Raw genomic sequence first — 25,287 nt, forward strand, 5'->3', positions numbered from 1 at the left:
TCAGGCCCCCTTGTTTTCGATGCGGCTGTTGCCGCCGTCCACCACCAGGTATTCCCCGGTGATGTAGCTCGCCTCGGGCGAGGCCAGGAAGGCCACCGCCGCGGCGACCTCGGCGGGGCGGCCGGCGCGACCCACGGGGACCCGCGTCGCTGCCTGCAATTCTTCCGGCAGGCTGGAAGCGGTTTCGATCCAGCCAGGGGCCACGGCGTTGACCGTGATGCCCTGCCCGGCTACCTCCAGCGCCAGGCTCATGTTCATGCCGACCATGGCCGCCTTGGCCGCGCTGTAGGCCGCTGCCTGCGGAATGCCCGCCCGGGTGCCGGTGGCGGAACTGACGTGGACGATGCGGCCATAGCCGCGCGCCTGCATGCCGGGCAATACGGCACGGGTCAGCAGGAAGGCCGTGGTCAGGTTGCGCGCCAGGGTCATATTCCAGTCGGCCAGGGTCATCCGCGCCACCTCCACCAGGGGCTCGGGACTGCCCTGCATGGTCATGCCGGCGTTGTTGACCAGGATGTCGATGCGGCCCCAACGCGCCTCGGCCCACTGGCAGAAGTCGCCAACGGCGGCCTCCTCGGTGAGATCCAGGGCCTGACCTTCAGCGGTAAAGCCGGCGGCGCGCAATACCGCCACCCGCTCCGCGATCCGGGCGCTGCTGGCGGTGACGAGCAACCGTGCCCCCGCCGCGCCCAGGCGGCGGGCTATCGCCATGCCGATGCCGGCTTCGCTGCCAGCACCGCTGATCAGGGCCACCTGGCCCGCCATCGACTCGCTCATGTCGCTGTCTCCGTTGTGGTCTGACTGGACTCTAAGCCTGTCTGGCTGATACAAAAAGACGATCGTTATCAGCGAAATTGACAACCATGGCCTTTACCAGCGAAACGCTTCGGGTATTCCTCGCCGTGATCGACGAGGGCTCCTTTTCCGCGGCGGCCCGCGTCCTGGGGCGGGTGCCGTCAGCGGTGAACATGGCGATTTCCCAGCTGGAGGCCGAGCTGGACCTGGTGCTGTTCGATCGCGCCACCCGCAAGGCCTTGCCTACCCCCGCCGCGCGCGCCCTCGAACCCCAGGCGCGGCAGGTGGCCAGCCAGCTCAACCTGCTCGACGCCCATGCCCTGCAATTGCACGCCGGGCTGGAGCGGCGCTTCGTGCTGGTGATGGCGCCGGAGTTGCAGACGGGTGCCTGGAGTCGGCCGCTGGTGACCCTGGCCGAGGAATTTCCGGCGCTGGAAATCGAGATCCGCTCGGCGGCACGCGCCGAGGCGATCCGCCTGCTGCACGATGGCAGCGTCGACCTGGCGCTGATCTTCGAACGACCGGGGATCAACGAGCAGGAAGGTTTCGCCGAGGCCGGCAGCCAGTTGCTCACGGCGGTGGCGGCGCCCGGCTACCCCTCGACCCGCACCGGTCGACCTCTGGGCGAAACGCTGATGGCCGATACCCGCCAGATCGTGGTGGCCGGCGGCGACCGCAACGCCTCGGACCCGCAGATCGTGCTGTCGCAGCGGGTCTGGCTCACCGACAGCTATCTGGCGACGCTGGACCTGGTGCAGGCCGGGCTGGGCTGGGCCTATCTGCCTCACCCACTGGTGCGCCCACTGATCGCCACCGGGCTGCTCGAACAGGTGCAATTCGACAACATGGCCAGCCAGATCCGTCGCTGGATCGACGTCATCTGGATCAAGAACCGCCCCCAGGGCTTGGGCGCGCGGCGTTATTTGCAACTCCTGCGGGAGCAGATCGGCACCAAGCCTGAATAGTAGCCTTAGCGCCCTTCGGTGAGCCGCTGCAGCAGTTGCACACGCCGCGCCTGGTCCGCGGCTTCCTTGGCCTGGGCCAGTGGCAGCAAGGCTGTGGCCCGCGCGGGCGACAGGATGAACAGGCCGTCGTCGTCTCCCAGGGCGAGGTCACCGGGGCAGACGAGCGTCTCGCCGAGCTGGAGTTCGACGTCCAATTCGCCCAGCGCCTCGCCGCCTTGGGTGGTGACGGCGCTGATGCCGCGATGGAAGACCGGCAGACCGAGTTGGCGAAGCGCCTGGATGTCGGTGATGGCGCCGCTCACCACCACGCCGGCCAGGCCCTTGACCAGGGCCGCCAGGGTGCGCAATTCGCCCCAGCAGGCGCAGTGGGGATCGCCGACGGCCTCGATCACCAGGACGTCGCCCGGGCGACTGGCGATCAGCGCCTCGCGCAACAGGGCGCCGTGGGGCAAGGGAATGCGCGCCGTCACCACCCGGCCCAGCAGGCGCGCGCCGGCTACCGCCGGCTTGAGCTCGGGCAGGTAACCCGTACGTCCGAGATGACCCAGGGTCGAGGCGGAAATCTCGGCGTAGCCGGCGATCAGCGCGGCCGGCAGCTCGTTCAGGTGGCTGGGCATACGGCCTCCCGGGGGCGGATCAGCGGACAGTTGGAGCAGTATTCGGCAGGTGCCGTGGCCTGGTAGTAGAAGCAGCAGGTGCGCCGGAAGCGGACGGGACGTCCCACGGTACTGGCCGTTGCAGGCCGGCGGAATTGCGCCAGCGGATTGGTCTCCAGTCCCAGCTCCGCCGGCGTGGCCGCCAGCAGCCAGGCGAAGTCCTCGGCGCAGCGGGCACGAATGGCCGGATCGGCCAATTCGGCAAGGCGCCGGTCGTACAGCGAATAGAGCCGCACCGCCGCGTTCTCCCAGAGGATGCGGGGCGAGACGCGGCCAACCTGCGCCAGGGTCTCCCAGAGCGGCCGCAGCAACTCGCCGAACAGGGTGCGGGCCAGCAACGCCCGGGCAGTGGCATGATCTTCCACGGCAGGCAGCGGCCGGGTATCGCTCAACGGTAGGGCCGATCGCCAGCGCCCCTGGGCGTGGCCATCCTCGATCCAGACATTGCCAGGCGTCAGGTCCAGGCGCCGGTCATAGGCCGACAGGGCGTGAAAGGCCACCCCGGTGGTAAGGAAGCCCAGCCGTTTGGTCAGCAACGACGCCGCGACCCGCCGCGTGGGGGCTTGCATGCGCGCCGCCAGATCGTCGAGCAACTCGGCGCAGCGCGCGGCGTCCAGCCAGGCGGCGACCGGCTGGCTGTGCTGCCCATCGCGCTCGCTGGCTTCGCGCAGGCCGAAGGTAGCGCGCAGCTCGTCCCGTTGGGCACTGTCGAAGGTGAGCCTCAGGCACATGGCGGTACCTCGCGACCGAAGGGAATGCACAGCGGCGTGCCGAAATAGGGATCGGCGATGATCCGGCATTCCAGGGCGAACACCTCCCGTACCAGGGCTTGCGTCAACACCGCCGCGGGAGCGCCCTGGGCGTAAGCGCGACGCTGGTGGACGGCGACCAGGTGATCGGCATAGCGGCAGGCGAGATTGAGGTCGTGCAGCACCATGACGATGGTCTTGCCTTCCTCCCGGTTCAGCTGGCGCAGCAGGTCCAGCACCTCGATCTGGTGCGCCAGGTCCAGGTAGGTGGTGGGTTCGTCCAGCAGCAGGCAATCGGTATCCTGGGCCAGGGTCAGGGCGATCCAGGCGCGCTGGCGCTGACCGCCGGAGAGGTCGTCCACCGGCCGCTCCGCCAGCGCCAGCAGGTCGGTGAGGCGCAGCGCCTTGTCCACCGCCGCGGCATCGTCTGGCGACCATTGGCGCATCCAGTTCTGGTAGGGATAGCGGCCCAGGCTGACCAGCTGCCGCACGCTGATGCCCTCGGGCGCCACCGGGGTCTGTGGCAGGACCGCCAATCGCCGGGCCAGGGCGGCGGTGGACTGCCGGTGGATGTCCTGGCCGTCGAGCAGCACCTGGCCCTGGCGTGGTTCCAGCAGCCGGGCGCAGGCCTTGAGCAGGGTGCTCTTGCCGGAGCCGTTGCTGCCAATGAGGACCGAGACGCGACCCGGTGGTAGGTCGAGGTCGAGGGCCTCGATGATGGTCTGGGTGCCGTAGCCGAGGGTCAGGCCGCGGCTGGCCAGGGTTGCCATGAAGCCTCCTTCAGGGGCGTTGCCGGATCAGCAGGTAGAGGAAAAAGGGCGCCCCCAGGGCGGCGACGAAGATGCCGGCCGGCAGATCCAGGGGCAGGAACAGGGTACGACCCAGGAGGTCGGCGAGCATGACCAGCAGCGCTCCCACCAGGGCCGCCAGCAGCGCCTGACCGGCGAACCCACTGGGCAGCAGGCGGCGGGCGATATGGGGCGCGATGAGGCCGACGAAGGCGATGGCGCCCCCCCAGGCGATGGCCACCCCGGCCAGGGCCACGGCCAGCGCCAGCAGGGCCGCGCGTTGCCGCTGCAGGCGCACGCCGAGGCCGCGGGCCAGGTCGTCGTCGAGTTGCGCCAGCACGGCGTGTCGCGCCAGAGCCGCCAGTGGCAGCAACAGGGCCAGCCACCAGAGGCCCAGGGCGCGCACCTCCGGCCAGCTGGCGCCATAGACGCTGCCGGTCAGCCAGACGTAGGCGGACAGCGTGGTGGTCAGCGGACTGAACACCAGCAGGAAGGTAGTGGCCGCGGCGAGCATGGCCGATACCCCTACCCCCACCAGCACCAGCCGCAACGGCGAGGCTCCGTGATTCCAGGCCAGGCCATAGACCAGCAGCGCCGCCAGGCCCGCGCCGAGCATCGCGGCCAGCGGCAGGCCATGCGGCCCGAGACTCCCGGCCAGAAACGCCAGATAGCAGACCGCCCCGGCACTGGCGCCACTGGTGATGCCGAGCAGGTCCGGCGAGGCCAGGGGATTGCGAACCTGGCCCTGCAGCAGCAGGCCGGACACCGCCAGGGCGCTGCCGACCAGGGCCGCCAGCAGCGCCCGCGGCAGGCGCAACTGGGTGACGATGAAATTCCGGCCGCCGTGCGCGTCGTCGGCGAAGACGGCCAGCACCTGGGTGGGCGTCAACCAGACCTTGCCCAGGCAGAGGCACAGCAGCAAGGCCGCCAGGGCCACCAGCGCGGCGACGACCAGCCGCCCCAGGGTGGCCGGGGCCAGGCGCCGGGAAAAGCGGCCGAGCCGCCAGACGATCTCAACGGCCATGGCGGCCTCCCCGGCGCGCGAGATGGATGAAGAACGGCCCGCCGAACAGGGCGGTCATGATGCCCACGGGCACCTCCTGGGGCAGGATCACCACCCGCGCCAGGCTGTCGGCCAGCACCAGCAGCAGGGCCCCGCCCAGGGCGCAACCGGGGATCAGCCAGCGATGCTCGTTTCGCGCGCGGGCCAACAGCCCGCGCACCAGGTGCGGCACCATCAGGCCGATGAAGCCAATGTTGCCGGCCAGGGCCACGGCGCTGCCGGCCAGACAGATCACCAGCACCCCGGCCAGCAAGCGGATCAGTCCGATCGGCTGGCCGAGGCCACGGGCCAGGTCGTCACCGGCGACCAGTACATCCAGCTGCCCGGCCAGGACCATGGCGGCGGCCAGGGCCAGCAGGCTGAACACCAGCAGGGGCGCAGCCATGGCCAGGTTGCGCTCACCCACCGAACCGGCCAGCCAGAACAGCACGCTGTCCAGGCCCTCCTGATTGATCACCAGCAGCGCCTGGCTGAAGGCGGTGAACAGCGCCGCCAGGGCGGCGCCAGCCAGCACGATGCGCAGCGGCGTCAGGCGCGCCTGGCCCCGGTTGCCCAGGATCCAGACCAGGGTGCCGGCCACCGCCGCGCCCAGCAGCGCGCAGAGCACCCAGCCTTCCGTGCTGGACAGCCCCAGCAGGGTGATGCCCAGCACCAGGGCGAAGGTGGCCCCGGCGTTGATGCCGAACAGCCCCGGCGAAGCCAGGGGATTGCGCGTCATGGCCTGCATCAGGGCACCGGCCACTGCCAGGTTGGCACCCACCACCAGAGCGACCAGCAGCCGCGTCAGGCGCGTGGTGTTGACCAGGGTGGCATCCAGCGCCAGCGAAGGATCTTGCACCAGCGCCGCCACCACGCTGCTAGGCGCGATCCAGCGCGCACCGACCGAGAGGCTCAGCACGGCGGTCAGCGCCAGGGCCAGGGCGAGCAGCAGCAATCTGAAGGGTGCGCTCATGCGGCCCCCTGGGCGGCCAGAACGCCCTCGATATCGTCCAGCAGACGATTCGCCGCGAGAATGCCGCCGCCCAGGCTCCAGGCCACCCCGTCGACCCGCCAGACCTGCCCGCGCCGGGGGGCGCTCAGGCGTTGCCAGAGCGGGTGTTCGAGCAGACTGGCGTAGTTGCGCTGCACCGCGGCCTGGTCGGCGCGCAGGAAGACGAAGAAGACCTCGGCCTCCGCCACCGGGAGGCTTTCCCGGGAGGTCAGCTTGATCGAGGGCGCAGCGCTGCCCTGGCTGGCCGCCGGCCAGGCGAAGCCCAGTTCGCTGAGTACCCGCCCGGCGAAGCTGTCGGCCAGGTAGCTGCGCAGGTGATCGGCGCGCACATCCAGTACCGCCACCGTCGGCGGCCACTGGGTCCCGTAATGGCGTTGCAGCGCCTCGCGCAGACGGGCGATGCGCGCCTGCCAGGCCTGCAGCAGGGCCATGGCGTCCGCTTCACGCCCCGCAGCGGTGCCCAGGGCCAGCAGGGTCTGCTTGAATTCGAAGACCTCCTCCAGCATCACCACCGGGCACAGCTGCTGCAGCAAGGGTGCGATCCGGCCATGGCGAAAGCGCGAGGCGACGATCAGGTCGGGCGCCAGCAGCGCCAGGTCCTCCAGACTTGGCTGGGTTTCCAGACCCAGCGAGGGCACCCCTGCCAGCGCCGGGCGCAGGTAGCGATAGACAGGTTTCTCGCTCCAGGATTCGACCACCCCGCAAGGCCTGAGCCCCAGGGCCACGGCGCTGTCGGTGGCACCCTGGAACAGCGTGGCCACGCGCGTGGACTGCGCCCGGGCGACGCCTGGCGGCAGCGCCAGGCCGGTGGCGAGCACGCCGCCGAGCCCGAGCAGGCGGCGGCGGGTCATAGAGAGGGAAACACTAGGGGGCATGGCTCACCTGATGAAAGGGATTGACCACCCTGCCCTTGCCGAACGGCATGCTGCCGGGCCCACCGGCCCGCTCGATCATCGGGCGCAGCAGCCACTTCTGCGGCCAGTCCGGTGCCTCGAACAAGGTCTCCCGGAGCAGCGCCCGGGCCTCGGCGTCGAAGTCCAGGGCCGCGATGCGCTCCTCCAGTACCTCGCGCAGCAGCGTCCAGGCAGCGGTCAGCGGGACAGCGTAGCAGTTCGCGATGGTCTCGAAGATGGCCCTGAGGTTGACCTGGATGCCCAGCGTCTGGAACCAGAACAGCAGATCGCGCGGATGCTCGTGATAGAGCGTCTGGGCATGGCCGGGCTTGATCCGGTACTGCGGATCGGCCAGCCCCTGGCGCTCCAGCCAGGGCACGTACAGGCGCAGGGAGTCGTGGTCGCGTAGCAGCAGGCCCTGGATGCGCCCGGCGCGCCAGACCAGCACGGCATTCTGCCCGTGCACCTCGCCGAGCAGGCCGAGGCGGAACATCCGCAGGTTGAGATCGATGAAACTGTGGCACAGCTCACCCAGCAACAGCTGGACGTTGGCCGGCGTCGGTGCCAGCGCCCGGGCCGCCAGCCAGTCATCGAAGAAATGCCGGCGACTGCCCGGCAACGGCGTGCCGAGCGCGGCCATGGGCAGCAGCCGGCAGTCGGGATCGGCCAGCAGCGCCGCGGGATAGCCGCGCACCATGGCCGAGAGATGCCGCGGCGCCTCGTCGAACAAGGTCGCCGCCGGCGGCATGAAGGCCCACCAGCGCGACTCGTCGCACAGGTGCAGGCTCTCCGCGAGCACCGGGTCCAGGGTGCGGGCCTGGCGCAACAGGGCCTCGCTGCGCGAGCCGTTGATCATCTTCACCGCCGGCAGGTAGCGCGAGGCGCCCAGGGAATGCACCGCCATGGGCAACTTGAGCTGGGCCACGCCCGCGCCCTCCTCCATGAGCATGGAGCGCAGCGACGATGTCGCGTGGCAACGTGCGCCGGCGAAGTCCAGGTGCTGGCAGACGCCGCTGGTGAAGGCCTCGTCCAGCCGGCCCGGCAGTCCCTCGGCGAGTTGCCAGGGGTGTACCGGCAGCGCCAGGTGACTCTCGGCCAGGCCGCGCTGCTGCAATTCGGCCTGCAACTCGGCCAGCGCCGCTGGGGTCAGCAGGGCGGCCGCCGGCCCCTGGCTCTCCGCCGCCACCCCCTCGCCGCACAGCAGCTGATCGCGGCGCACCGCGACCCAGGCCAGGCGCACGGGTTGGCCGAATTCGGCCTGATAGGCCTGGTAGTCGGCGTCGTTCAGGCCCAGCTTGGCCTTGGCCAGGGGGTGATAGGGTCGATCCCGCAGGGCGGCCCAGCGCTCCAGTTGCAGGAAGGCGGCCTGGCCGTCGCCCTCCAGCAGCGGACCCGGGACCAGGGGTCGTTCCAGCGACAGCCGGGTTTGCCGCAGGCTGGTGGCCAGGGTCTCGCGCAGCAGGGCGATGCCCCGTGCCCGCTCCGGATCGGCAGCCGCCTCGGCGAAGACCAGGGAGACGAAGGCCTCGGGCGTGAGGGTGCTCCAGGCGTCGCCCTGGCGCGCCAGGATCGGCGTACCGGGCACCTTTACCCAGGCCTGGGTGATACCCGGACGCACCCGCGCGGCGATGAAGCGCTGCTCGCGGGGATCGCAGCAGCACTCCCAGAGGCGCTCCTCCGGGGCGGCCGGCTGCAGGATGGCGGGAAGTTCCGGGGCCGCGGCCGCCAGGGTCACGGCCAGCGGGGCGAAGACGTCTTCGGCCAGCAGGCAGTCGAACAGGTCCTGCAGGATCAGATCGGTGGCGAGGGTCTGGGCGTTCATGGGGATTCTCCGCAGGAATGGGCGGTCAGGCGGGCCTGCAGGGCCCGGAAGGCGATGCCGCGCTCGTCGCCGAGCACAAAGGTGGTGACGCCCCGGGCGCGCCAGAGATCGAGGTCCTCCGGGCGCCGGGGGATGGCGCAATAGGGTGTGCCCTGGCGTCTTGCCGAGTACCAGGTCTGGTGCAGGGCCTCCTGCACCTCCGGATCGGCGATGCGCCAGGGGCGACCGAGGGATTGCGACAGGTCCGCCGCCCCTTCGAGCAGCAGGTCCACTCCCGGCACCGCGGCGATCTCCGCTGCCCGGGCAACGCCGGTGGCGCTCTCGATCATGGCGACCACCAGGATCTGCGCATTGGCGCGGGTCACGTAGTCGGCCAGGCTGGTTTTGCCGAAGGAGCCAGGCCGCCCGGCATTGAGGCTGCGCTCGCCCTCCGGGTGGTATTTGCAGGCGCGCACCGCGGCGGCCAGCACTGCCGGGTCTTCCACGCAGGGCAGCACGATCCCCTGGGCCCCGGCATCGAGCAGGCGCAGCAGGCGCTTGGGCTCGGCGTCCGGCACCCGCACCAGCGGCGTGAGGTCGTAGCTCTCGGCGGTGCGGATCATGTTCTCCAGGGTTTCCGGATTGATCAGCACGTGCTCCAGGTCGATGATCACGAAGTCGTAGCCGGCTTCGGCGATCAGCTCGATGCTGGCGGGCGTGGGCAACGAGGCGAACAGGCCGTGGCTGGGCGTGCCGGCCGCCAGGGCGGCCTTGAGTCGATTGCGCCTCAGCATGCGGCGGGCCGGTAGGGATGCAGGGGATTGGCCACCGCCTTGAAACGCCGCTCGCCATCGCCCAGCAGGCGCCGCTTGGTCAGCTCCTCCACCTCGAAGGTGGGGGCGAAGACGTCGAACAGCGCATAGCGCTCCCGGTGCTGGGGATGGGCGCGCTGGTAGTCGAGGATGACCGTGGCGGTCGCCTGCCAGAAGTCGGCCTCGGCCAGGGCGAAGTGCTGGCGCAGGAACACCGCCAGCTCGCCCAGGGCGATGAAGAAGAAGGCATCGCAGGTGAAGTCGCGTACCGCGTCCACGTCCTCGGTGAGGATGAAGGAATTGCGGTTGATCCGCGCGTGGCTCGCCGGCAAGGGCTCCAGGGTCGGACGCAGTTCCGGGCGCGCCAGGTGGCGCTCGGCATAGCGCACGCCGTCGTGGAAGTCCTTGAGGGCGATGCGCAGCGGCCAGCCGTCGCGGTGGATCAGCACGATGTTCTGGCCGTGGGACTCCATGCCGATGCCTTCGGCGTGGAGCATGTGCATCAGCGGCGTCACCGTGACCCTGAGCAGTTGCCGCAGCCAGGCGTCCAGGCCGTGGCGCTCGATCCAGGCGGCGACGAAGGGCCGCGGCGCACCCTGACCGTAGCGATTCTCCACCTGGGTCAGGCCGTTGAAGGGAACCGCCTGCTCATCCGCGCGCAGATAGGCATGGATGCTCTCGCGCCAGACGGCGCCGAGGGTGCCGTAGACCTGCCCCGCGCGACTGACTGGCAGCGTGCGACTGTCGTAGGCGACGCCGGCGACCTCGCCGAGCACCACGAAGTCCAGGTCGCGGGCCGTGGCATCGGTTTCGATCAGGCGCTGCAGCCAGTCGGTGATGATTGGGCCGTTAAGCACCGTATGACGCGCCAGGATGCGGGTGCTGGAGGTATTGGTCAGGCACATCGCCAGCTTGACGTAGGGCCGCCGGGGCGCACTGCGATTGGCCAGGGTGCGGATGGACTGCTGGGCGGCGTACTGGTCGCGAGAGGTGCCCAGGTAGAGCAGCTCGCCGCTCACCAGCTCGGGCTGGAACAGCGCGGCGAGGTGCTGCTCCCACTGCCAGGGATGCGCCGGGATCAGTTGGTAGTCGTCCAGCGCCCGCCCCTGTTCGCGCCACTCGGCGGCCAGGGCCGCCCAGCGCTGGGCGCCGAATTCCTCGGCGATAAAAGCCGGAAAATCCAGGTGGCGAGAGTGCCCCACCGACGCCCGCTCGCGCGCCAGGGCCAGCCAGACCAGCTGGATCGGCTCGCCGAATTCCGGTCCGTAGCGGCGATTCTCGGCCAGGGAGAAGCCGATGCGCGACTTGTAGCAGGGGTGGTAGCCATGGGCATCCATGAAGTGCCGTTCCAGCGCGTCCACATCCAGTTCGTGGGCCGGGCGGTCGGGACGATAATCCTGGCGGCGCGACTGCAGGTCCTTGAGCAGGGTCTGCTCCAGCTCCTGGACGAAGCGCGGCCATAGCGGCGCGGCGCTCTGCTCGCCGAGCAATTCGGCCAGGGTCTCGTGCAGCGTCGGCGCACGGCTCCCCTGGGCGTCCTGGCGAACCAGGCGCTGGGGGTCCAGGCGGATCAGGCCGAAGCTGGCAGCGGCGGGCGCATAGCCCAGGTACTGCACCGGTTGGCCATCGGCGGCGCGACCGGCCAGGCGATACTGCGCCAGGCCATCCGCCACTGGCTGTACCTGGGCGCTGAGCACCTCTTCGTAGATCAGCGTCTGCAGCAATTGCGCCACCACGCGCTGCTCGACCTGGCGATAGAGGGCGGCGTCGGCGGGCGACGGCCAGGGCTGCGCAGGAAGTGAAAGCTGAGCGGTCATGAGTACCTCCGAACGGAAAGGGATTGGCCGGCGGGAAAGCGCCAGGCCCAGGGCAGTGCCAGCAGGATGAACAGACCGGTGGCGATGAAGGCGTCCTGGATGGCGACGCCGGTGGCAGCCTGGCGCGGGCCCCAGCCGGCCGCGCCGCCCAGGCGCAGTTCCAGCCACAGGGAGGCGGCCACCACGGCCACCGAGGACACCAGGCGCCGGGCGATGTTGTTCATGGCCGCGCCCTGGGTGACCTGGGCATCCGGCAGGGTATTGAGGCCGGCGGTGGTGGCCGGCATGTAGGACAGCCCCAGGCCGACGCCGCGCAGCACCATCAGCGCGCAGATCCAGGCGAGTCCGGCATGGCTGCCAACCACACCCAGGGCCAGGGTGGCCAGGCCGCTGAGCGCCAGACCGGTGGCGATCACGCCACGGGGTCCGCGGCGGTCGAGCAGGCGCCCGCCGACCTGACCGAACAGCGCCGCCGCCAGCGCCGTGCAGAGCAGTGCCAGACCGGTCCAGAGCGCGCTGTGGCCCAGTACCAGCTGGATGAGCAGCGGCAGCAGCACCAGGCATTCGAACATGCCCACCGCCTGGACCACGGCGATGATGACGCTGGCCCGGTAGCCGCGCAGGGCGAACAGTCGCAGCGGCAGCAGCGGATGGCTGCGCCGCAGTTGCAGCCGGACAAAGGCCAGCAGGCACAGGAAGCCGGCCGCCAGGGCCAGCAGATTGAGGGGTTCGCCCAGCGCCGCCAGCTCGCGCAGCCGGCCGAGGGTCACCAGCAGCAACCCTAGGCCACCGGCGATCAGCAGGTAGCCGGCCAGGTCGAAGGGCTGGTGTTCGCGGGGGGCATCCGCGGGCAGCACCACCTGCCCCATGGCCAGGGCCAGCAGGCCCACCGGGACGTTGAGCAGGAACAGGGCGCGCCAGTCGAACACCTCCAGCAGCAGGCTGCCGCACAAGGGCCCTACCGCCGGCGCCAGCATCACCGCCCCACCCCACCAGCCGGTCACCCGCCCGCGCTCCTCCTTGGGATAGACGGAGAAGATGATGCCCAGCGCCAGGGGAATCATCAGGCCGCTGGCCACCCCCTGGACCATGCGCGCCAGCAGCACGCCGGCGATGGACTCGGCCAGGGCGCCCAGCGCCGAACCGGCGATGAAGGCCAGCAGCCCGAGGCGATAGAGCCGCCGCCGCCCGAGGCGCCCGGCCAGGAAACCGGTCAGCGGCATGGTGATGCCCATGGCGACCATGAAGCCGGCGACGATCCAGCTGGCCAGCAGCGGCCCCAGGTCGAAGGCGGCGATGAAGGCCGGCAGCGCCGGATTGAGCGCGGTATTGGCCAGGCTGACGGTGACCGTGCCCAGCAGCACGTTCACCGCCACCCAGACCCGCGGGATCGCCACGCTCACGCCGAGGCCCTCCCGTTCCCGTCGAGGAACAGTTGCCGTGGGCGCGGATGGCAGAGGAAGTCCGCGTGGGAGATGTTGTAGCCATAGGCGCCGGCCAGGGGCAGCACCAGCAGGTCGCCCACCCGTACCTCGCCCAGCGGCTGGCCGCGGCTGAGGATGTCCTTGGGGGTACAGAGCTGGCCTACCACCGTCCAGGCCTTGCCCCCGGTCGCCGTCGCTCGCGCCTCGCGGGGCAGGTGCAGCACCGGGTGATCGTGTCCCTGGGCCACCGGCAGACGGAACTGGTGGGTCCCGCCGCGGCAGACCAGGAAGTGCTGGCCATGACTGGTCTTGGTATCCAGCACCTCCATGGTGTAGTAGCCGCAGAAGGCCGCGAGGAAACGGCCCGGTTCGAAGCGGATCAGCGGCGGCTGCGCCTGGGCGGCCAGACGGGCGCGCAGGTGCGCACACAGCCGCGCCCAGTCGAACCGCCGGCCTTCGCGGTAATCCACGCCGATGCCGCCACCGACGTTGAGCCGCACCAGGCTCTCCGGGCGCCGGGCCAGGCCGCGCCAGTGCGGCCAGCGTTCCAGGTAGAAGTCCAGCAGGTGCAGATGGCGCTCGACCGAGTGCTGGTGCGACAGGGCATGCACATGGAAACCCTGCAGCTGCAGGTGACTGGCCGCCTCCACCGCTGCCACTGCGGTGGGCAGGTCGGCCTCGTCGAAGCCGAAGGGCGTCGCCGTACCGGCCATGGCCAGGGTACTGGTCAGCCCGGCCGGCAATTGTGGGTTGATGCGGATGTACACCGGCTGTAGCCGCCCCAGGGAGCGGGCCAGGCGTTGCAGGCGCTGGATCTCGCCGAGGCTCTCCAGGTGGATGGCTTCGACCCCGGCGCTCAGGGCGGTGCGCAGGTCGGAATCCAGCTTGCCCGGACCGGAGAAGATGAACGGCTTGCGCTGCGGGCAGGCGGCGAGGCGATCGATCTCACCACCGGAGGAGATCTCGAAGCCGTGCACCAGCGGCGCCAGGGCCGCCAGGATCGGCGCCTCGCTGTTGGCCTTGATGGCGTAGTACAGCTCCACGCCCGGCGGCAATTCGGCCATCAGCGCGGCGACGTGCCGCCGCAGGGCATCGAGGTCGTAGACGAAGGCCGCCAGGGGATCGCTGGACTGCGCCTGGGCTTCCACCAGGGCGGCGCGGACCACGGTCGGTAGCTCACCCATGACGCACCTCCGCGCCCCAGGGGCAAGGCAACTGCACGTAGCCGGCCTGGCGATCGGCCTGGGCGGCAAGGCGCACCTTGAGATTGGTCTTGCAGGGAATCGGCTGGCCGGCGATCAGCGCATCCAGCTCGGGCGCGGCGCGTTGCAGATCCGCGCGGATGGCGATCAACTCGGCTTCCACCTGCCGCCACAGGCGCGGCGCCAGGTGCGGACGCTCCCAGCTCAGCGCCAGCACCGCCTCGGCGAGGTTATTGACGAACAGGCAGTAGGCGATGCGCCGCCAGCCCTGGTCGCGGCTGTAGAGCAACGACTGGCGCACCCGGGGATGGACGTGGGCGTCCAGGGCCTCGGCGCCGAGGGTATCGGTCAGCTTGATACCTTCGAAGTCGCGCAGCAGCAGCCGGACGGGCCGGCCATTGTCATGCACCAGGACGCAATTCTGCAGGTGCGGCTCCAGCACCACGCCGTGCTCGAAGAACAGTCGCAGTACCGGCCCCAGCAACAGCCGCTGGTAATCCTGGAACCAGGCCAGCCGCGCCTGATCGCTGGGTTTCCTACCGCCGCAGCGACTGAGGAAGTCCTGCAGCAGCGGCTGCAGGCGGGTGTCGCGGGCGAACAGGGTGCCGGCCAGCAGGCAGCAGTCGGCGCCATGCTCCAGGCAGAAATTCTCGCGCAGGATGGCGCCGGTCTGCTCGCGGAACCAGCGCTCGTCCTCGGCACTCGCCGCCGGCGGTGCCCAGCTCAGGGCACCCGGCTCACGCACCATGTCCAGGCCCGCCACCCGCCCCTGCAGGCGTTGCATGAGGCGATCGACGATCAGGCTGCTCTGCAGTTCGTACCAGGCGTTCTTGCGCACGCAATTGGTGATGCGCACATTCAGCGAGCCCTTGACGAAGAAGGCATGGCCCGCGCGGTACCAGGTACGCATGGAGGCGGTGGGACTGGCCAGGGCGCCGCTGGGCCCGAGGTCATGGATCAGCCCCTGGCTGACCAGCGCCTGGACCCGCGGATCGCCCAGGAACAGCTGCGCCTGGACCGGGTGCAGCACGATCCGCGCCCGCTCCGGAGCGGCCTGCGCCTGGTCCACGAAGCCCTGCAACACCTGGGCATCGCTCAGGCCGTTGCCAGCCACCTGCAACCCGGCGCGCGGCACCTCCAGCACGTGCATGGGGGTGCTGGTGTGCAACTCCGGTGCATAGGCCTCGGCCGGCAGAGGCTCCGGCCAGCGCCGCGCCTTGGGCGCCGGGTGATTGGGATGGCCGAACCACAGGCCCTGCTCGCTGGCCAGGTAGTCGCTGAGCGGCGCGGGATGTCGAGTGACCTGCACGTGGTCGACGATGGCCGCGGTCAGGCGCTGACTCTGCAGGACCTGCTGCAGCAACTCGCCATTGTGGGCGCCGGCGAGTTCTTCGCAGGCCTCCAGCAGATAATCGATGAAGGCGGGAAAGTCCGGGCAATACCAGGGCTGGTCGCCGCGTCTTACATAGATATCGGATAGATAACGCTGGCTGCCGAGTTCATCCTGTCGATCGACGACCAGAAAGAACTGGCGGTCTCCAGGAAAGTTGATCAGCAAGGGAACGCCGCCGTCTTGTAACCAACTCAGATAATTGGCCGGCGCTATACCGCGCCGATCTTCCGGCCAGTTATAAGTCAGGCACTTTTCCGGCAGCGCGAATTCCTTGATGAGGCAATTCATCAGGGCGTGGGAAGACGCCAGCTCGCTGACGATGCGGGAAAGCAGCGTGGATTCTAGAGAAGTCATGGCAGTGTCCAAGAGGTTGCGCGTCCCTGCGGGCGATCCGGTGTCACGGCACTCGGGGGTGCCTCGTGCTCAGCCACGGGGTTCGGCCAGGGCCGCCACGAGGGCCGCCTCCAGGCGCTCGAGCAGCACCAGGCAGTGGCTTTCCTGGAGGATCAGCGGGGGCAGCAGTCGCACCACGTTGCCGTCGCGGCCACCGCGTTCGAGCAGCAGCCCCTGGGCGAAACAGTGGCGCTGGATGGCCGCCGCCAGGGCGGGATCGGCCGGCAGGCTGCCGAGCGCATCCGCGTCGCCGCCCGCCTCGACAATTTCCAGGCCCAGCATCAGCCCCAGCCCGCGGACATTACCGATGGCGGGAAAGCGCTCGCGCAGCCGCTCCAGATGGCGCCTGAGCCAGCCCCCGAGCTGGGCGGCATGGCTGACCAGGCCATCGCGCTCGATGACCTCCAGGGTGGCCAGCCCCGTGGCCATCGCCAATTGATTGCCGCGGAAGGTGCCGGTATGGCCACCGGGCTCCCAGGCGTCGAACTCCCGACGTATCGCCAGCAGGGCCAGCGGCAGGCCACCGCCCACGGCCTTGGACAGCACCAGGATGTCCGGCTCGATGCCGGCATGCTGGCAGGCGAACAGCGCGCCGGTGCGACCGAAACCGGTCTGGACCTCGTCGACGATGAGCAGGATTCCGTGCTCCCGGGTGACCTGGCGCAGGGTCCGCAGCCAGGCCGCCGGTGCCGGATTGACGCCGCCCTCCCCCTGGACCGCCTCGACGATCACCGCCGCCGGCCGGCAGACGCCGCTTTCCACATCGCCGAAGAACCGCTCCAGATAGCGCGCCAGGGCCGCGGCGCCCTGCTCGCCACCCAGGCCCAGCGGGCAGCGGTACTCATGGGGATAGGGCAGGAATTGCACCCCGGGCATCAACCCCGCCACGCCCTGCTTGGGCGCGAGATTGCCGGTCACGGCCAGGGCGCCGTGGGTCATGCCGTGGTAGCCGCCGGAGAAGGCCACCACGTTGCTGCGTCCGGTGACCTTCTTGGCCAGCTTCAGCGCCGCTTCCACCGCATCGGCGCCGGACGGCCCGCAGAATTGCAGGCAGTAGTCTTCCGCCCGACCCGGCAGCAGGCCCAGCAGGCGCTCGCTGAAGGCGTCCTTGAGCGGCGTGGTGAGGTCCAGGCTGTGCATGGGCAGGCCGCTGCCGAGAAAGTCGGTGATGGCCGCGGTGACCGCCGGATGGTTGTGCCCCAGGGCCAGGGTGCCGGCCCCGGCCAGGCAATCCAGGTAGGTCTTGCCTTCGACGTCGGTCACCCAGACACCGGCGGCCTTGGCGATGGCCAGCGGCAGCTTGCGCGGATAGCTGCGGACATTTGATTCGAAGCGCGCCTGGCGAGCGAGAAAGAAGGCGTTGTCGGCTACTGCGGTATCGCGACTGAGGGATGGTTGAAGCATGGCGTCAGACCTCGGGACGTTTATCTTCGGTAACGATAATCAGTTTCATTCTCATCCTTCAACCGCTATTCCCGTAAATAGCCCAGTCTTTGAACTCGCCCAACTTTGGCCAATCTGCGGACGATAAAAAACCCGAACTCACTACAGTCCGTTATTGAAATAGCTCGGTAATAAGCCTGATAAGGATCTTGTTTCAGCTATATCCGCAGGGCACTCCTGTCAATGAATAACGAATTTCAGCCAAATAACGCAGCAAGGTTCTGCCGGTAATTAACGGCTCATACAATCTGCCGCTGCGCAGGACTGCACGAGCCTTGCGCAGCAACGGGCTCCGGCGGCGTCAGAACGCCAGGGTGGTGGAGAAGACGAAGGTCCGCGGCGTGGAGATCGTCAGGCCGGGTTCGCTGTCGTCGGACGCGCCGGCGGAGGCCCAGTAGCGCTCGTTCATCACGTTCTCCACCGAGGCCCTCAGGGTCACGCGGGTGGCGTCGACCTTGAAGGCGTAGCGCGCGCCCACGTCGAAGCGATGCCAGGCGTCGATTTCCTTGCTGTTGGCCTGGTCCAGATACTGGGAGCTGGTGTAGATCCCCCGTCCGGTCAGGGTCAGGCCGGGCACCGCCGGGATGTCCAGTTCGGCGCCGAGGTTGGCATTGAGCCTGGGCGTGGCCGGGGCGCGATTGCCGTCGAAGGTGCCACCCACGGTGTCCCTGAGCTCGCTGTCGATGTACATCAGGCCGCCCAGCACGCGGAAGCCGGCCAGCGGCTCGCCGAACACGCTCAGCTCCGCCCCGTCGTTGACCCGCTTGCCGTTGGGACCGAAGGTACGGTTGGTGGCGTTGGTCTCGTAGGCTGGCTGCTTGATGCGGAAGGCACTCGCGGTCACGGCCACGGCGCCGAAGTCGTACTTGGCGCCCACCTCCGCCTGACGGCTGATGAAGGGCGGGAAGATCTCGTCCTCGTTCAGCGCGGTGGACGGCGCGATCTTGCCCTGGCTGAGGCCTTCCATGTAGTTGGCATAGAGCGACAGGCGCTCGGTGGCCTTGAATAGCACCCCCGCCGAGGGCGAGACCTTTTCCTCGTCGTAGGCGGTGGTTTGCTTCACCCCATCGGACCAGTCGTCCACCTTGACCCGCTGCCAGCGGGCGCCGAGGGTGACCAGCAGGCGGTCGTCGAAGAAGCCCAGGGTGTCGGCCAGGGCCACGCCACTGAAGCGGTTCTCGGTGTAGTCCTTGGCATCGGACCGGGTGCGCACGCCCGGCGCGGGCAGGTCGCGGGGCGCATAGAGGTTGCTGGCCCCGCTGGCGTAGCGCCCGCCACCGTTCTCGAAGTCCATGTAGAAGTAGTCGGCACTGACATTGAGCTCGTGGCTGACCGGCCCGGTCTGCAGCCATTTGCGCGCGCCCACGTTGGCGGTACGGACGTTTTCGTCGCGGGTGAAGTCGCGCGGCTGGACGGTGAAATCGCCGGCGTCGTTGGTGAGGGAAACATTGTGGCGCAGGAAATCGTGATCGCTGCGGCGCGCGCCCACGGCGCCGTAGACCATCAGCGAATCGTCGACGTCGAATTCGCCACGCAGGGCGCCAAAGGTGTCCTTGGTCTGGGCGCGGGTCCAGCGCTGGGCATAGTTGTGGCGCACGTCGTCGGCATCGGGCACCCGGGCATTGGCACCGACCAGCACCCGCTCCTGGGGCGCATCGGTGTCGCGCTCGGTGTGGCCGAGATCGAGGCCCAGGCGCAGGCGTTCCACGCGATAGTCCAGACCGAGCACGCCCATCTGCCGGTCGACGTGCTGGTGATCCCAGGTGGTATCGCCGGATTGCTTGACGCCGTTGAAGCGCATCCCGAAGCGATTGTCCGCGCCGAAGCGACGACCGATGTCCACGGCGCCGCCCACCTGGCTGTCGGAGGCATAGCTGCCGGTGATTTCGGTGATGGGCTGATCGGTGGCGCGCTTGGGCACCACGTTGATGCCCCCGCCGACGCTGCCGCGAGGCGAGATGCCGTTGAGCAACTGGCTCGGCCCCTTGAGGATGTCGACCCGCTCGGCCATCTCCATGTCGATGGAATAGGTCGGCAGCACGCCATAGAGCCCGTTGTAGGCGACGTCGCTGTTGAACAGGCTGAAACCGCGGATGGTGAACTGCTCGAAGCGACCACCTGACGGATTGGTGGAGCGCACCGAGGGATCGCTGGCGATCAGGTCGGTCAGGGTGCGGGCCTGAAGATTCTGGACGGTCTGGGCGGTGTAGGAGGTCTGGCTGAAGGGCGTGTCCATGAAGTCGCGATTGCCCAGCAGTCCCTGGGAGCCTTGCCGCGCGACCTGGCCGCCGGCGTAGGGCGTGTCATCCGCCTGCAGACTGGTGGCGACGATAGAGGTACTGGCCAGCTCCTGGACGCCGCTGTCCTGCGGCGCTGGCGCCAGGGTGAAGTCGCGCTCCCCCAGCGGTTGCAGTCGCAGGCCCGAGCCGGCCAGCAGGCGGCTGAAGCCCTCCTCCACGCCATAGTCGCCGTTGAGGCCAGCGCTGTCGCGCTTGCCCACCAGCCCCGGATCCACCGCCAGATTGACGCCGGACTCCGCTGCGAAGCGGGTCAGCGCCTGGGCGAGACTGCCAGCGGGAATCTCGTAGTGCCGGCGGGCGGCCTCCTGGGCCCAGGCAGAACCCGCCCACCAGGGAGTACCACTCAACGCCACCAGCAAGCCCGTGCGCAGCAACGGACGCAATACCAACGCCACCATTGAATCCCCCTCCTTTGATTGTCCTATGCCGTTAATGACCGACGAGTACGGAAAAGGGGACAGGCTTTTTTCAGGCGGCGATCGAGCGGGGTTTCAGGGTCACCCAGAAGCGGGTACGCCAGTGCACCTCAACTGGCAGCGTCGCGGCCAGCAGCGCCAGTACCCGGTCGGTATCGGCGAGCTGAAAGCTGCCGGTGACCCTGAGGTCGGCCACCGCGGGATCCCAGCGCAGCAGGCCAGGACGATAGCGACTGAATTGCTGCAGGAATTCGCCCAGTGGCTGGTCCTGGGCGATCAGCACGCCCTGGCGCCAGCTCAGCAGCGTCGCGGAAAACGGCTCGATGGCACCGATCCCCAAGGTACTCAGGCGCAACTGCTGGCCCTTGCCCAGTTCCAGCCCCGGCCCGCTCAGCGGTCGCACCCCCACGCTACCGCTGACCACGCGCACGTCGCATCCTTCATCGTCCTGCTGCACGCAGACCTCGGCCTGCTCCACCATCAGGGTCCCGAAGCGGGTATCCAGCCTCAGCGCCTGGGTACCGGGTACGCACAGCGAGAGCTCGCCGCGCACCAGGGTCAGGCGTCGCCGGGTCTGATCCAGGTCCACGGCGGTCGCGGTATTGAGTTGCAGCAGGCTGCCATCCGCCAGGGTCAGGCTGCGGCGTTCGCCGGTGGCGGTGCTGAGATCGGCGGTCCAGGCGTCCAGCGGCACTTCCTGGGTCAGCCACCACCCCGTCGGTACCACCACCGCCAGGCCCAGCAACTGCCGCAGGGCGGTACGTCGGCCGCGATCGGCCGGTTGCAGACTGGCCATGGCCAGGCGCGACGGCACCGCGGCGAAGCGTTGCTGCAGCGTCAGGGCCGCCTGCCAGGCGCGCTCGTGCTCGGCATGGGCCTGGCGCCAGGCCTGCAGCTGCTGGTGTTCGCGCTCGCCAGCCGCACCGGATTCCAGCAACGCCAGCCAGCCCGCGGCCTCGCGGATCGCGGTCCGCCGCCGGTCCTGGGCGCCGCTCAGCACAGCTCCGCCAGCAGGCAATGTTCATAGGCCTGCGCCATGTATCTCTTGATGGTGCGCTCGGAGACCTGCAAGCGCTCGGCGATCTCGCGGTAGGTGAGGTCTTCGAGCTGGCTGAGGAGGAAGGCATGGCGCACCGTGGCGGGCAGGCCGTCGAGCAGCTCATCGAGGGCCTGCAGGGTTTCCAGCAGGACCCAGCGTTGCTCGGGCGATGGCGCGCAGGCTTCGGGCAGCTCGGCCAGGGCGTCGAGATAGGCCTGCTCCAGGCTACGCCGGCGCTGGAAATTGATCAGCAGGCGCTTGCCGATGGTCACCAGGTACGCCCGCGGCTCCTGCAGTTCGCCCAGCACCTCGGGGTTGCGCACCAGCCGCAGAAAGGCCTCCTGGCTGAGATCGGCCGCATCCCATTCGCTGCCCAGCCGCCGCCGCAACCAGGCCTGTAGCCAGCCGCTGTGATCGCAATAGAGCCGATGAAGATGACGTGAGGATGCGAGAGCCATATCACTCATAACGGGTGCTGCCTGCTCGATGATGCTTAGATGATATTGATTCTACTTTACATCACGCATCGGCGACCAGCCCGGAGCCGTCTATCCCTGCCCTTTCGCCCGGAAGATGGGTAACTGCCAGCACGGTGTTCAGCCTGCCGGGTTTTCCGCCGGCACCGGCGACAGATCGACACTCCGGCAATAGTCCATGAACAGCCGCGTCGCCTTGGTCGGCTCGTTGTTGCGCAGGTAGGCCATGATGAAGGTCGAGGCCGGCATGTCGTCGTGGATGTTGACCTGGGCCAGACGCTTGCCGTCGTAGGTCAGGTTGGTGGTCGGCCGGGTGACCAGCACGGAAAAGCCCAGCCCCTGCCCCACCATGCAGCGCACCATCTCGATGGAGGGGGAGCTGTAGGCCACCGTGGGGTGGTAGCCCTTCTCCTTGAAGATGTCGATGAAGTAGTTACGGCTGGGCACCACGTCCAGCAGGATCATGGGCTCGCGACTCAGCTCCTTGAGCGTCACCGCCTTCTTGCCCGCCAGGGGGTGGGCAATAGGCAACAGGGCATAGGGCTTGTGCGGCGCATTGAGCTTCTCCTTGGTGATGGAATCACCCAGCTCCAGATCGTAGAGAAACACCAGGTCGAAGCGTCCCCGATGCACGCCGTGCATGAGTTCGTGCTGCTCGCCGTCGTGCAGCTGGATGGTGATTTCCGGATAGAGCCGCTTGAAGCCGGCGACCAGCTTGGGCAGGTAGAGCGGCGCGGCGGACTCGAAGCAACCGATGGCCACGGTCCCCGAGACCATCTCGTTTTCCGCCTTGGCGTTCTGTTCCAGCTCGTGGGACAGCCGCAACAGTTCCTTGGCCTTGTCGTAGAGTCGGCGCCCACTGGCGGTGAGGGAAACGCCCTGGGCGTGATGGCGGATAAACAGCTTCTGCTCGAAACTTTCTTCGAGATTCTTGATGGCGACGGAAATCGACGGCTGGGATATGTGCAGTTGTCGCGCTGCCTCGACGATGCTGTCTTCCTCGACCACCGCGACGAAATAACGAAGTTGCCTGAGCGTAAAGTGGGTCACGGATTACCTATAGGAAAAAACTGTGCAGAGCTCGTTTTTGCATAGCCTCTACCCCCGAAGCGAAAGCTGTGCCAGGCAGGCTGCGCCTGTCTTCAACGCCCATCAAACCTTTGAAAATCCAGTGGATCTCCGCCGCGTCTTATCATCCCAGTGCACCAAAACCCTGCATCGAAGCCTTTAATGGCGGCACTTTGCTCCTTATGAGGGCATAGAGGAAAAGTTCTCCAGCAGCCGTTTTCTCTGTATAGCAAAGTCCTATACAGAGGCCCGTAATTTGTTAATTGACGATAAGTCCGCCGATTGCCAATTCTGTAATTGCAGCGACCGGACAGCCCTCTTCGGAGGTGTCCTTCCAATGAATGGCGACAGGTTTTAACGATGACTTTCGACTGGAACTACATGTTCGGCCTTATCGGCGACACTCAATTCTGGCTGGCAACCTGGACCGTCATCAAACTCAGCACCCTCACCTGGGTCATCAGCATCGCCCTGGGCTTCTTCATCGCCCTGGCCAAGCAGTCCCGGCATCCCGCGCTCAACCTGCCGGCCCGCGCCTACATCTGGTTCTTTCGCAGCGTGCCGCTGCTGGTGCTGCTGATCTTCATGTACAACCTGCCGCAGGCGCTGCCGGGCACCTCGGTGGTGCTGGCCGATCCCTTCTGGGCCGGCCTGATCGGCCTGGTCATCAGCGAGACGGCCTATGTCGCCGAGATCCACCGCGGCGGCCTGCTGTCGATTCCCAAGGGCCAGGGCGAGGCGGCGCGAGCGCTGGGGCTGCGCTTTCTCGGCACCCAGTGGCGCATCGTCATTCCCCAGGCCCTGCGCGTGGCCCTGCCGTCGCTGGCCAACGAATACATCTCCATCGTCAAGCTCAGCTCCCTGGTATCGGTGATCTCCCTCACCGAGATCCTGATGGTCGGCCAGCGTCTCTATTCGCAGAATTTCCTGGTCATGGAGACCATGGTGGCGGTGGCCTTCTACTACGTGCTGATCGTCACCCTCTTCGACTTCCTGCTCAAACGCCTGGAGCGCTTCCTCGACGTTACCCAGCGCAAGGTGGTGCGGACCCCCGATGAGCAGGTGCTGGCCCTGGCCACCCAGGCCTCCACCGCCAGCGCCAGGCCGCAGTGGGACGCCGCCACCCCGGCGCTACAGGCCGCCCGCCTGCACAAGGCCTACAACGACGTCGAGGTGCTGGGCTCGGTCAACCTGCGCATCCAGCCCGGCGAGGTGGTCTCGGTGATCGGCCCGTCCGGCTCGGGCAAGACCACCCTGATCCGCCTGCTCAACGGCCTGGAGCAACTGGACAACGGCGAGATCCGCATCAACGGCCAGCCCTTCATCCACCTGCACAAGGACGGCGCCCAGAAGCCGCGCTTCATCGAGCACAGCGAGCATCGCCTGGACATCGGCATGGTGTTCCAGAGCTTCAATCTCTTCCCCCACCTCACGGTGCTGGACAACCTGCTGCTCGCGCCGCGCTATCACCGCCTGGATACCCCCGCGGCGCTCAGGCAGCAGGCCTATGCCCTGCTGCACAAGGTCGGGATGCTCGATCACACCTGGAAGTATCCGCACCAGCTGTCCGGCGGCCAGCAGCAGCGGGTGGCCATCGCCCGGGCGCTGATGATGCGACCGCAGATCATGCTGTTCGACGAGCCCACCTCGGCGCTCGACCCGGAAAAGGTCAACGAGGTGCTGCAGGTGATCGAGGCCCTGGCCCAGGAGGGCATCACCATGGTGATCGTCACCCACGAGATGAACTTCGCCTTCAAGGTCTCGGACCGCATCGTGTTCATGGAAAAGGGCCGTGTGGTCTGCGACGACGCGCCCCAGGTACTGCGCAACGGCCAGCATCCCCGCGTCGAGGCTTTCCTCAAGGACGTGTCCCTGGCTTGACCCCCACCCTTGGCTTCTGGAGAACCCCTATGATCGAGCAAGCGCAACTGGAGAGTTTCCACAAGAACGGCTACCTGGTGGTCGAGAACCTGCTGACGGCCGCGGAGATCGCCGCCCTGCAGGCCGATTTCGATGATTGGGTCGAAGACAGTCGCAGCCACGCCGAGGCCTGGGGCGAGACCCAGGACGGCCGCGCCCGCTTCGATGTCGAACTGGATCACCGGCCCGACCACCCCTCCCTGCGCCGGGTCAGTTCGCCGACCGAGATCTCCGCGGCCTATCGCCAGGTCGCCTTCACCTCGCGGATGGCCCAGGTCGCGGCTCAGCTCATCGGTGGCAGCGGCACGCGATTCCACCACAGCAAGATCAATTCGAAGCTGCCGCGCACCGCCACCCAGGTGAAGTGGCACCAGGACTTCCTCTTCACGCCCCACAGCAACGATGACGTGGTCACCGCGCTGCTGATGGTGAGCGAGGTGACCCCGGAGAACGGCCCCCTCACCGTCATCCCCGGCAGCCACAGGGGCCCGCTGTGGTCGCACTGGCAGGACGGCCGTTTCACCGGCGCGGTCGACGACAGCGTGGTGGCCGAGCACTGCGGCGAGCCCGTGGCCTGCTTCGGCCCGGCCGGCTCGGTGTGCTTCATGCACACCCGGCTGCTGCACGCCTCCAGCCCCAACCAGACCGAGTTGCCGCGCACCCTGTTCATCAGCGTCTATGCCGCCGAGGATGCCCTGCCCTTTGGCGAGAATCCGCTGCCCAGCGAGCACGCCGGGGTGCTGGTGGCCGGCCAGGAAAGCGGGCTGGTGCGCAGCGTGGCCAACAGCGTGCGGCTGCCGCAGAAACCACGCGGCGCGTCGTTCTTCGTCCAGCAGGCCGGGCTCGACCAGGCTGCCGTTTGATCTTTCCTACCCTCCAAGGA

The 25,287-nt window shown here is 68.4% G+C and carries 21 protein-coding genes; 3 read left to right on the forward strand and 18 right to left on the reverse strand.

Going from position 1 to position 25,287, the window contains the following annotated elements; translation table 11 throughout:
- Window positions 1-777, reverse strand: a complete 777-nt coding sequence (locus PVZ72_RS07355; RefSeq protein WP_273861565.1) for an SDR family NAD(P)-dependent oxidoreductase — start codon at window positions 775-777, stop codon at window positions 1-3.
- Window positions 778-863: 86 nt separating this feature from the next.
- On the opposite strand from PVZ72_RS07355, the gene PVZ72_RS07360 reads away from it, so the two are divergent.
- The gene (locus PVZ72_RS07360; protein WP_273861566.1) at window positions 864-1,760 is read left to right on the forward strand and encodes a LysR family transcriptional regulator; all 897 of its coding nucleotides are present in this window, start codon (window positions 864-866) and stop codon (window positions 1,758-1,760) included.
- A 5-nt stretch (window positions 1,761-1,765) separates the two neighbouring features.
- On the opposite strand, the gene PVZ72_RS07365 is transcribed toward PVZ72_RS07360, so the two are convergent.
- From PVZ72_RS07365 to PVZ72_RS07445, 17 genes are all read right to left on the reverse strand, one after another.
- Complete coding sequence (locus tag PVZ72_RS07365; protein ID WP_187979255.1) at window positions 1,766-2,377, reverse strand: RraA family protein; 612 nt, start codon at window positions 2,375-2,377, stop codon at window positions 1,766-1,768.
- Entirely contained in the window at window positions 2,362-3,147 is a 786-nt protein-coding gene (locus PVZ72_RS07370; RefSeq protein WP_187979254.1) for an IucA/IucC family C-terminal-domain containing protein, read from the reverse strand. The genes PVZ72_RS07365 and PVZ72_RS07370 overlap by 16 nt, the downstream gene beginning before the upstream one ends.
- Window positions 3,138-3,935, reverse strand: a complete 798-nt coding sequence (locus PVZ72_RS07375) for an ABC transporter ATP-binding protein (protein ID WP_187979253.1) — start codon at window positions 3,933-3,935, stop codon at window positions 3,138-3,140. Before PVZ72_RS07375 ends, PVZ72_RS07370 begins: the two co-directional genes overlap by 10 nt.
- Before the next feature lie 10 nt (window positions 3,936-3,945).
- Window positions 3,946-4,977: a FecCD family ABC transporter permease gene (locus tag PVZ72_RS07380; RefSeq protein WP_273861567.1), complete on the reverse strand. Its 1,032-nt coding sequence runs from the start codon at window positions 4,975-4,977 to the stop codon at window positions 3,946-3,948.
- Complete coding sequence (locus PVZ72_RS07385) at window positions 4,967-5,968, reverse strand: FecCD family ABC transporter permease (RefSeq protein ID WP_187979252.1); 1,002 nt, start codon at window positions 5,966-5,968, stop codon at window positions 4,967-4,969. The genes PVZ72_RS07380 and PVZ72_RS07385 overlap by 11 nt, the downstream gene beginning before the upstream one ends.
- Window positions 5,965-6,882, reverse strand: coding sequence for an ABC transporter substrate-binding protein (locus PVZ72_RS07390; RefSeq protein ID WP_273861568.1), 918 nt, complete (start codon window positions 6,880-6,882; stop codon window positions 5,965-5,967). The genes PVZ72_RS07385 and PVZ72_RS07390 overlap by 4 nt, the downstream gene beginning before the upstream one ends.
- Window positions 6,872-8,722, reverse strand: coding sequence for an IucA/IucC family protein (locus PVZ72_RS07395; protein ID WP_273861569.1), 1,851 nt, complete (start codon window positions 8,720-8,722; stop codon window positions 6,872-6,874). The genes PVZ72_RS07390 and PVZ72_RS07395 overlap by 11 nt, the downstream gene beginning before the upstream one ends.
- Window positions 8,719-9,495: an HpcH/HpaI aldolase family protein gene (locus PVZ72_RS07400; RefSeq protein WP_273861570.1), complete on the reverse strand. Its 777-nt coding sequence runs from the start codon at window positions 9,493-9,495 to the stop codon at window positions 8,719-8,721. Before PVZ72_RS07400 ends, PVZ72_RS07395 begins: the two co-directional genes overlap by 4 nt.
- Complete coding sequence (locus tag PVZ72_RS07405) at window positions 9,489-11,330, reverse strand: IucA/IucC family protein (protein ID WP_273861571.1); 1,842 nt, start codon at window positions 11,328-11,330, stop codon at window positions 9,489-9,491. Before PVZ72_RS07405 ends, PVZ72_RS07400 begins: the two co-directional genes overlap by 7 nt.
- Window positions 11,327-12,733, reverse strand: a complete 1,407-nt coding sequence (locus tag PVZ72_RS07410; protein ID WP_273861572.1) for a DHA2 family efflux MFS transporter permease subunit — start codon at window positions 12,731-12,733, stop codon at window positions 11,327-11,329. Before PVZ72_RS07410 ends, PVZ72_RS07405 begins: the two co-directional genes overlap by 4 nt.
- A complete protein-coding gene (locus PVZ72_RS07415; RefSeq protein WP_273861573.1) occupies window positions 12,730-13,938 on the reverse strand; it encodes a type III PLP-dependent enzyme in 1,209 nt (402 codons plus the stop codon). Before PVZ72_RS07415 ends, PVZ72_RS07410 begins: the two co-directional genes overlap by 4 nt.
- Complete coding sequence (locus tag PVZ72_RS07420; protein WP_273861574.1) at window positions 13,931-15,703, reverse strand: IucA/IucC family protein; 1,773 nt, start codon at window positions 15,701-15,703, stop codon at window positions 13,931-13,933. Before PVZ72_RS07420 ends, PVZ72_RS07415 begins: the two co-directional genes overlap by 8 nt.
- Window positions 15,704-15,772: 69 nt before the next feature.
- Window positions 15,773-17,146, reverse strand: a complete 1,374-nt coding sequence (locus tag PVZ72_RS07425; RefSeq protein ID WP_273861575.1) for a diaminobutyrate--2-oxoglutarate transaminase — start codon at window positions 17,144-17,146, stop codon at window positions 15,773-15,775.
- 340 nt (window positions 17,147-17,486) lie between these two features.
- Entirely contained in the window at window positions 17,487-19,883 is a 2,397-nt protein-coding gene (locus tag PVZ72_RS07430) for a TonB-dependent receptor (RefSeq protein WP_273861576.1), read from the reverse strand.
- 70 nt (window positions 19,884-19,953) lie between these two features.
- Window positions 19,954-20,901 carry a FecR domain-containing protein gene (locus tag PVZ72_RS07435; RefSeq protein ID WP_273861577.1) on the reverse strand — a complete coding sequence of 316 codons (948 nt, stop codon included), beginning with the start codon at window positions 20,899-20,901 and terminating at the stop codon, window positions 19,954-19,956.
- Window positions 20,895-21,407 (reverse strand): sigma-70 family RNA polymerase sigma factor, encoded by a 513-nt coding sequence (locus PVZ72_RS07440; protein ID WP_133861742.1) that lies wholly within the window; start codon window positions 21,405-21,407, stop codon window positions 20,895-20,897. Before PVZ72_RS07440 ends, PVZ72_RS07435 begins: the two co-directional genes overlap by 7 nt.
- Window positions 21,408-21,536: 129 nt before the next feature.
- Window positions 21,537-22,466: a LysR family transcriptional regulator gene (locus tag PVZ72_RS07445; protein ID WP_187979243.1), complete on the reverse strand. Its 930-nt coding sequence runs from the start codon at window positions 22,464-22,466 to the stop codon at window positions 21,537-21,539.
- 378 nt (window positions 22,467-22,844) lie between these two features.
- Here PVZ72_RS07445 and PVZ72_RS07450 point away from each other — a divergent pair, with 378 nt between their 5' ends.
- Window positions 22,845-24,365, forward strand: a complete 1,521-nt coding sequence (locus tag PVZ72_RS07450; protein WP_273861578.1) for an amino acid ABC transporter permease/ATP-binding protein — start codon at window positions 22,845-22,847, stop codon at window positions 24,363-24,365.
- A 29-nt stretch (window positions 24,366-24,394) separates the two neighbouring features.
- Window positions 24,395-25,267 (forward strand): phytanoyl-CoA dioxygenase family protein, encoded by an 873-nt coding sequence (locus PVZ72_RS07455; protein WP_273861579.1) that lies wholly within the window; start codon window positions 24,395-24,397, stop codon window positions 25,265-25,267.
- Window positions 25,268-25,287 lie beyond the last annotated feature (20 nt).

Origin of the sequence: Pseudomonas sp. LA5 (assembly GCF_028640825.1) — a bacterium.
GTDB lineage: Bacteria > Pseudomonadota > Gammaproteobacteria > Pseudomonadales > Pseudomonadaceae > Chryseomonas > Chryseomonas aestiva.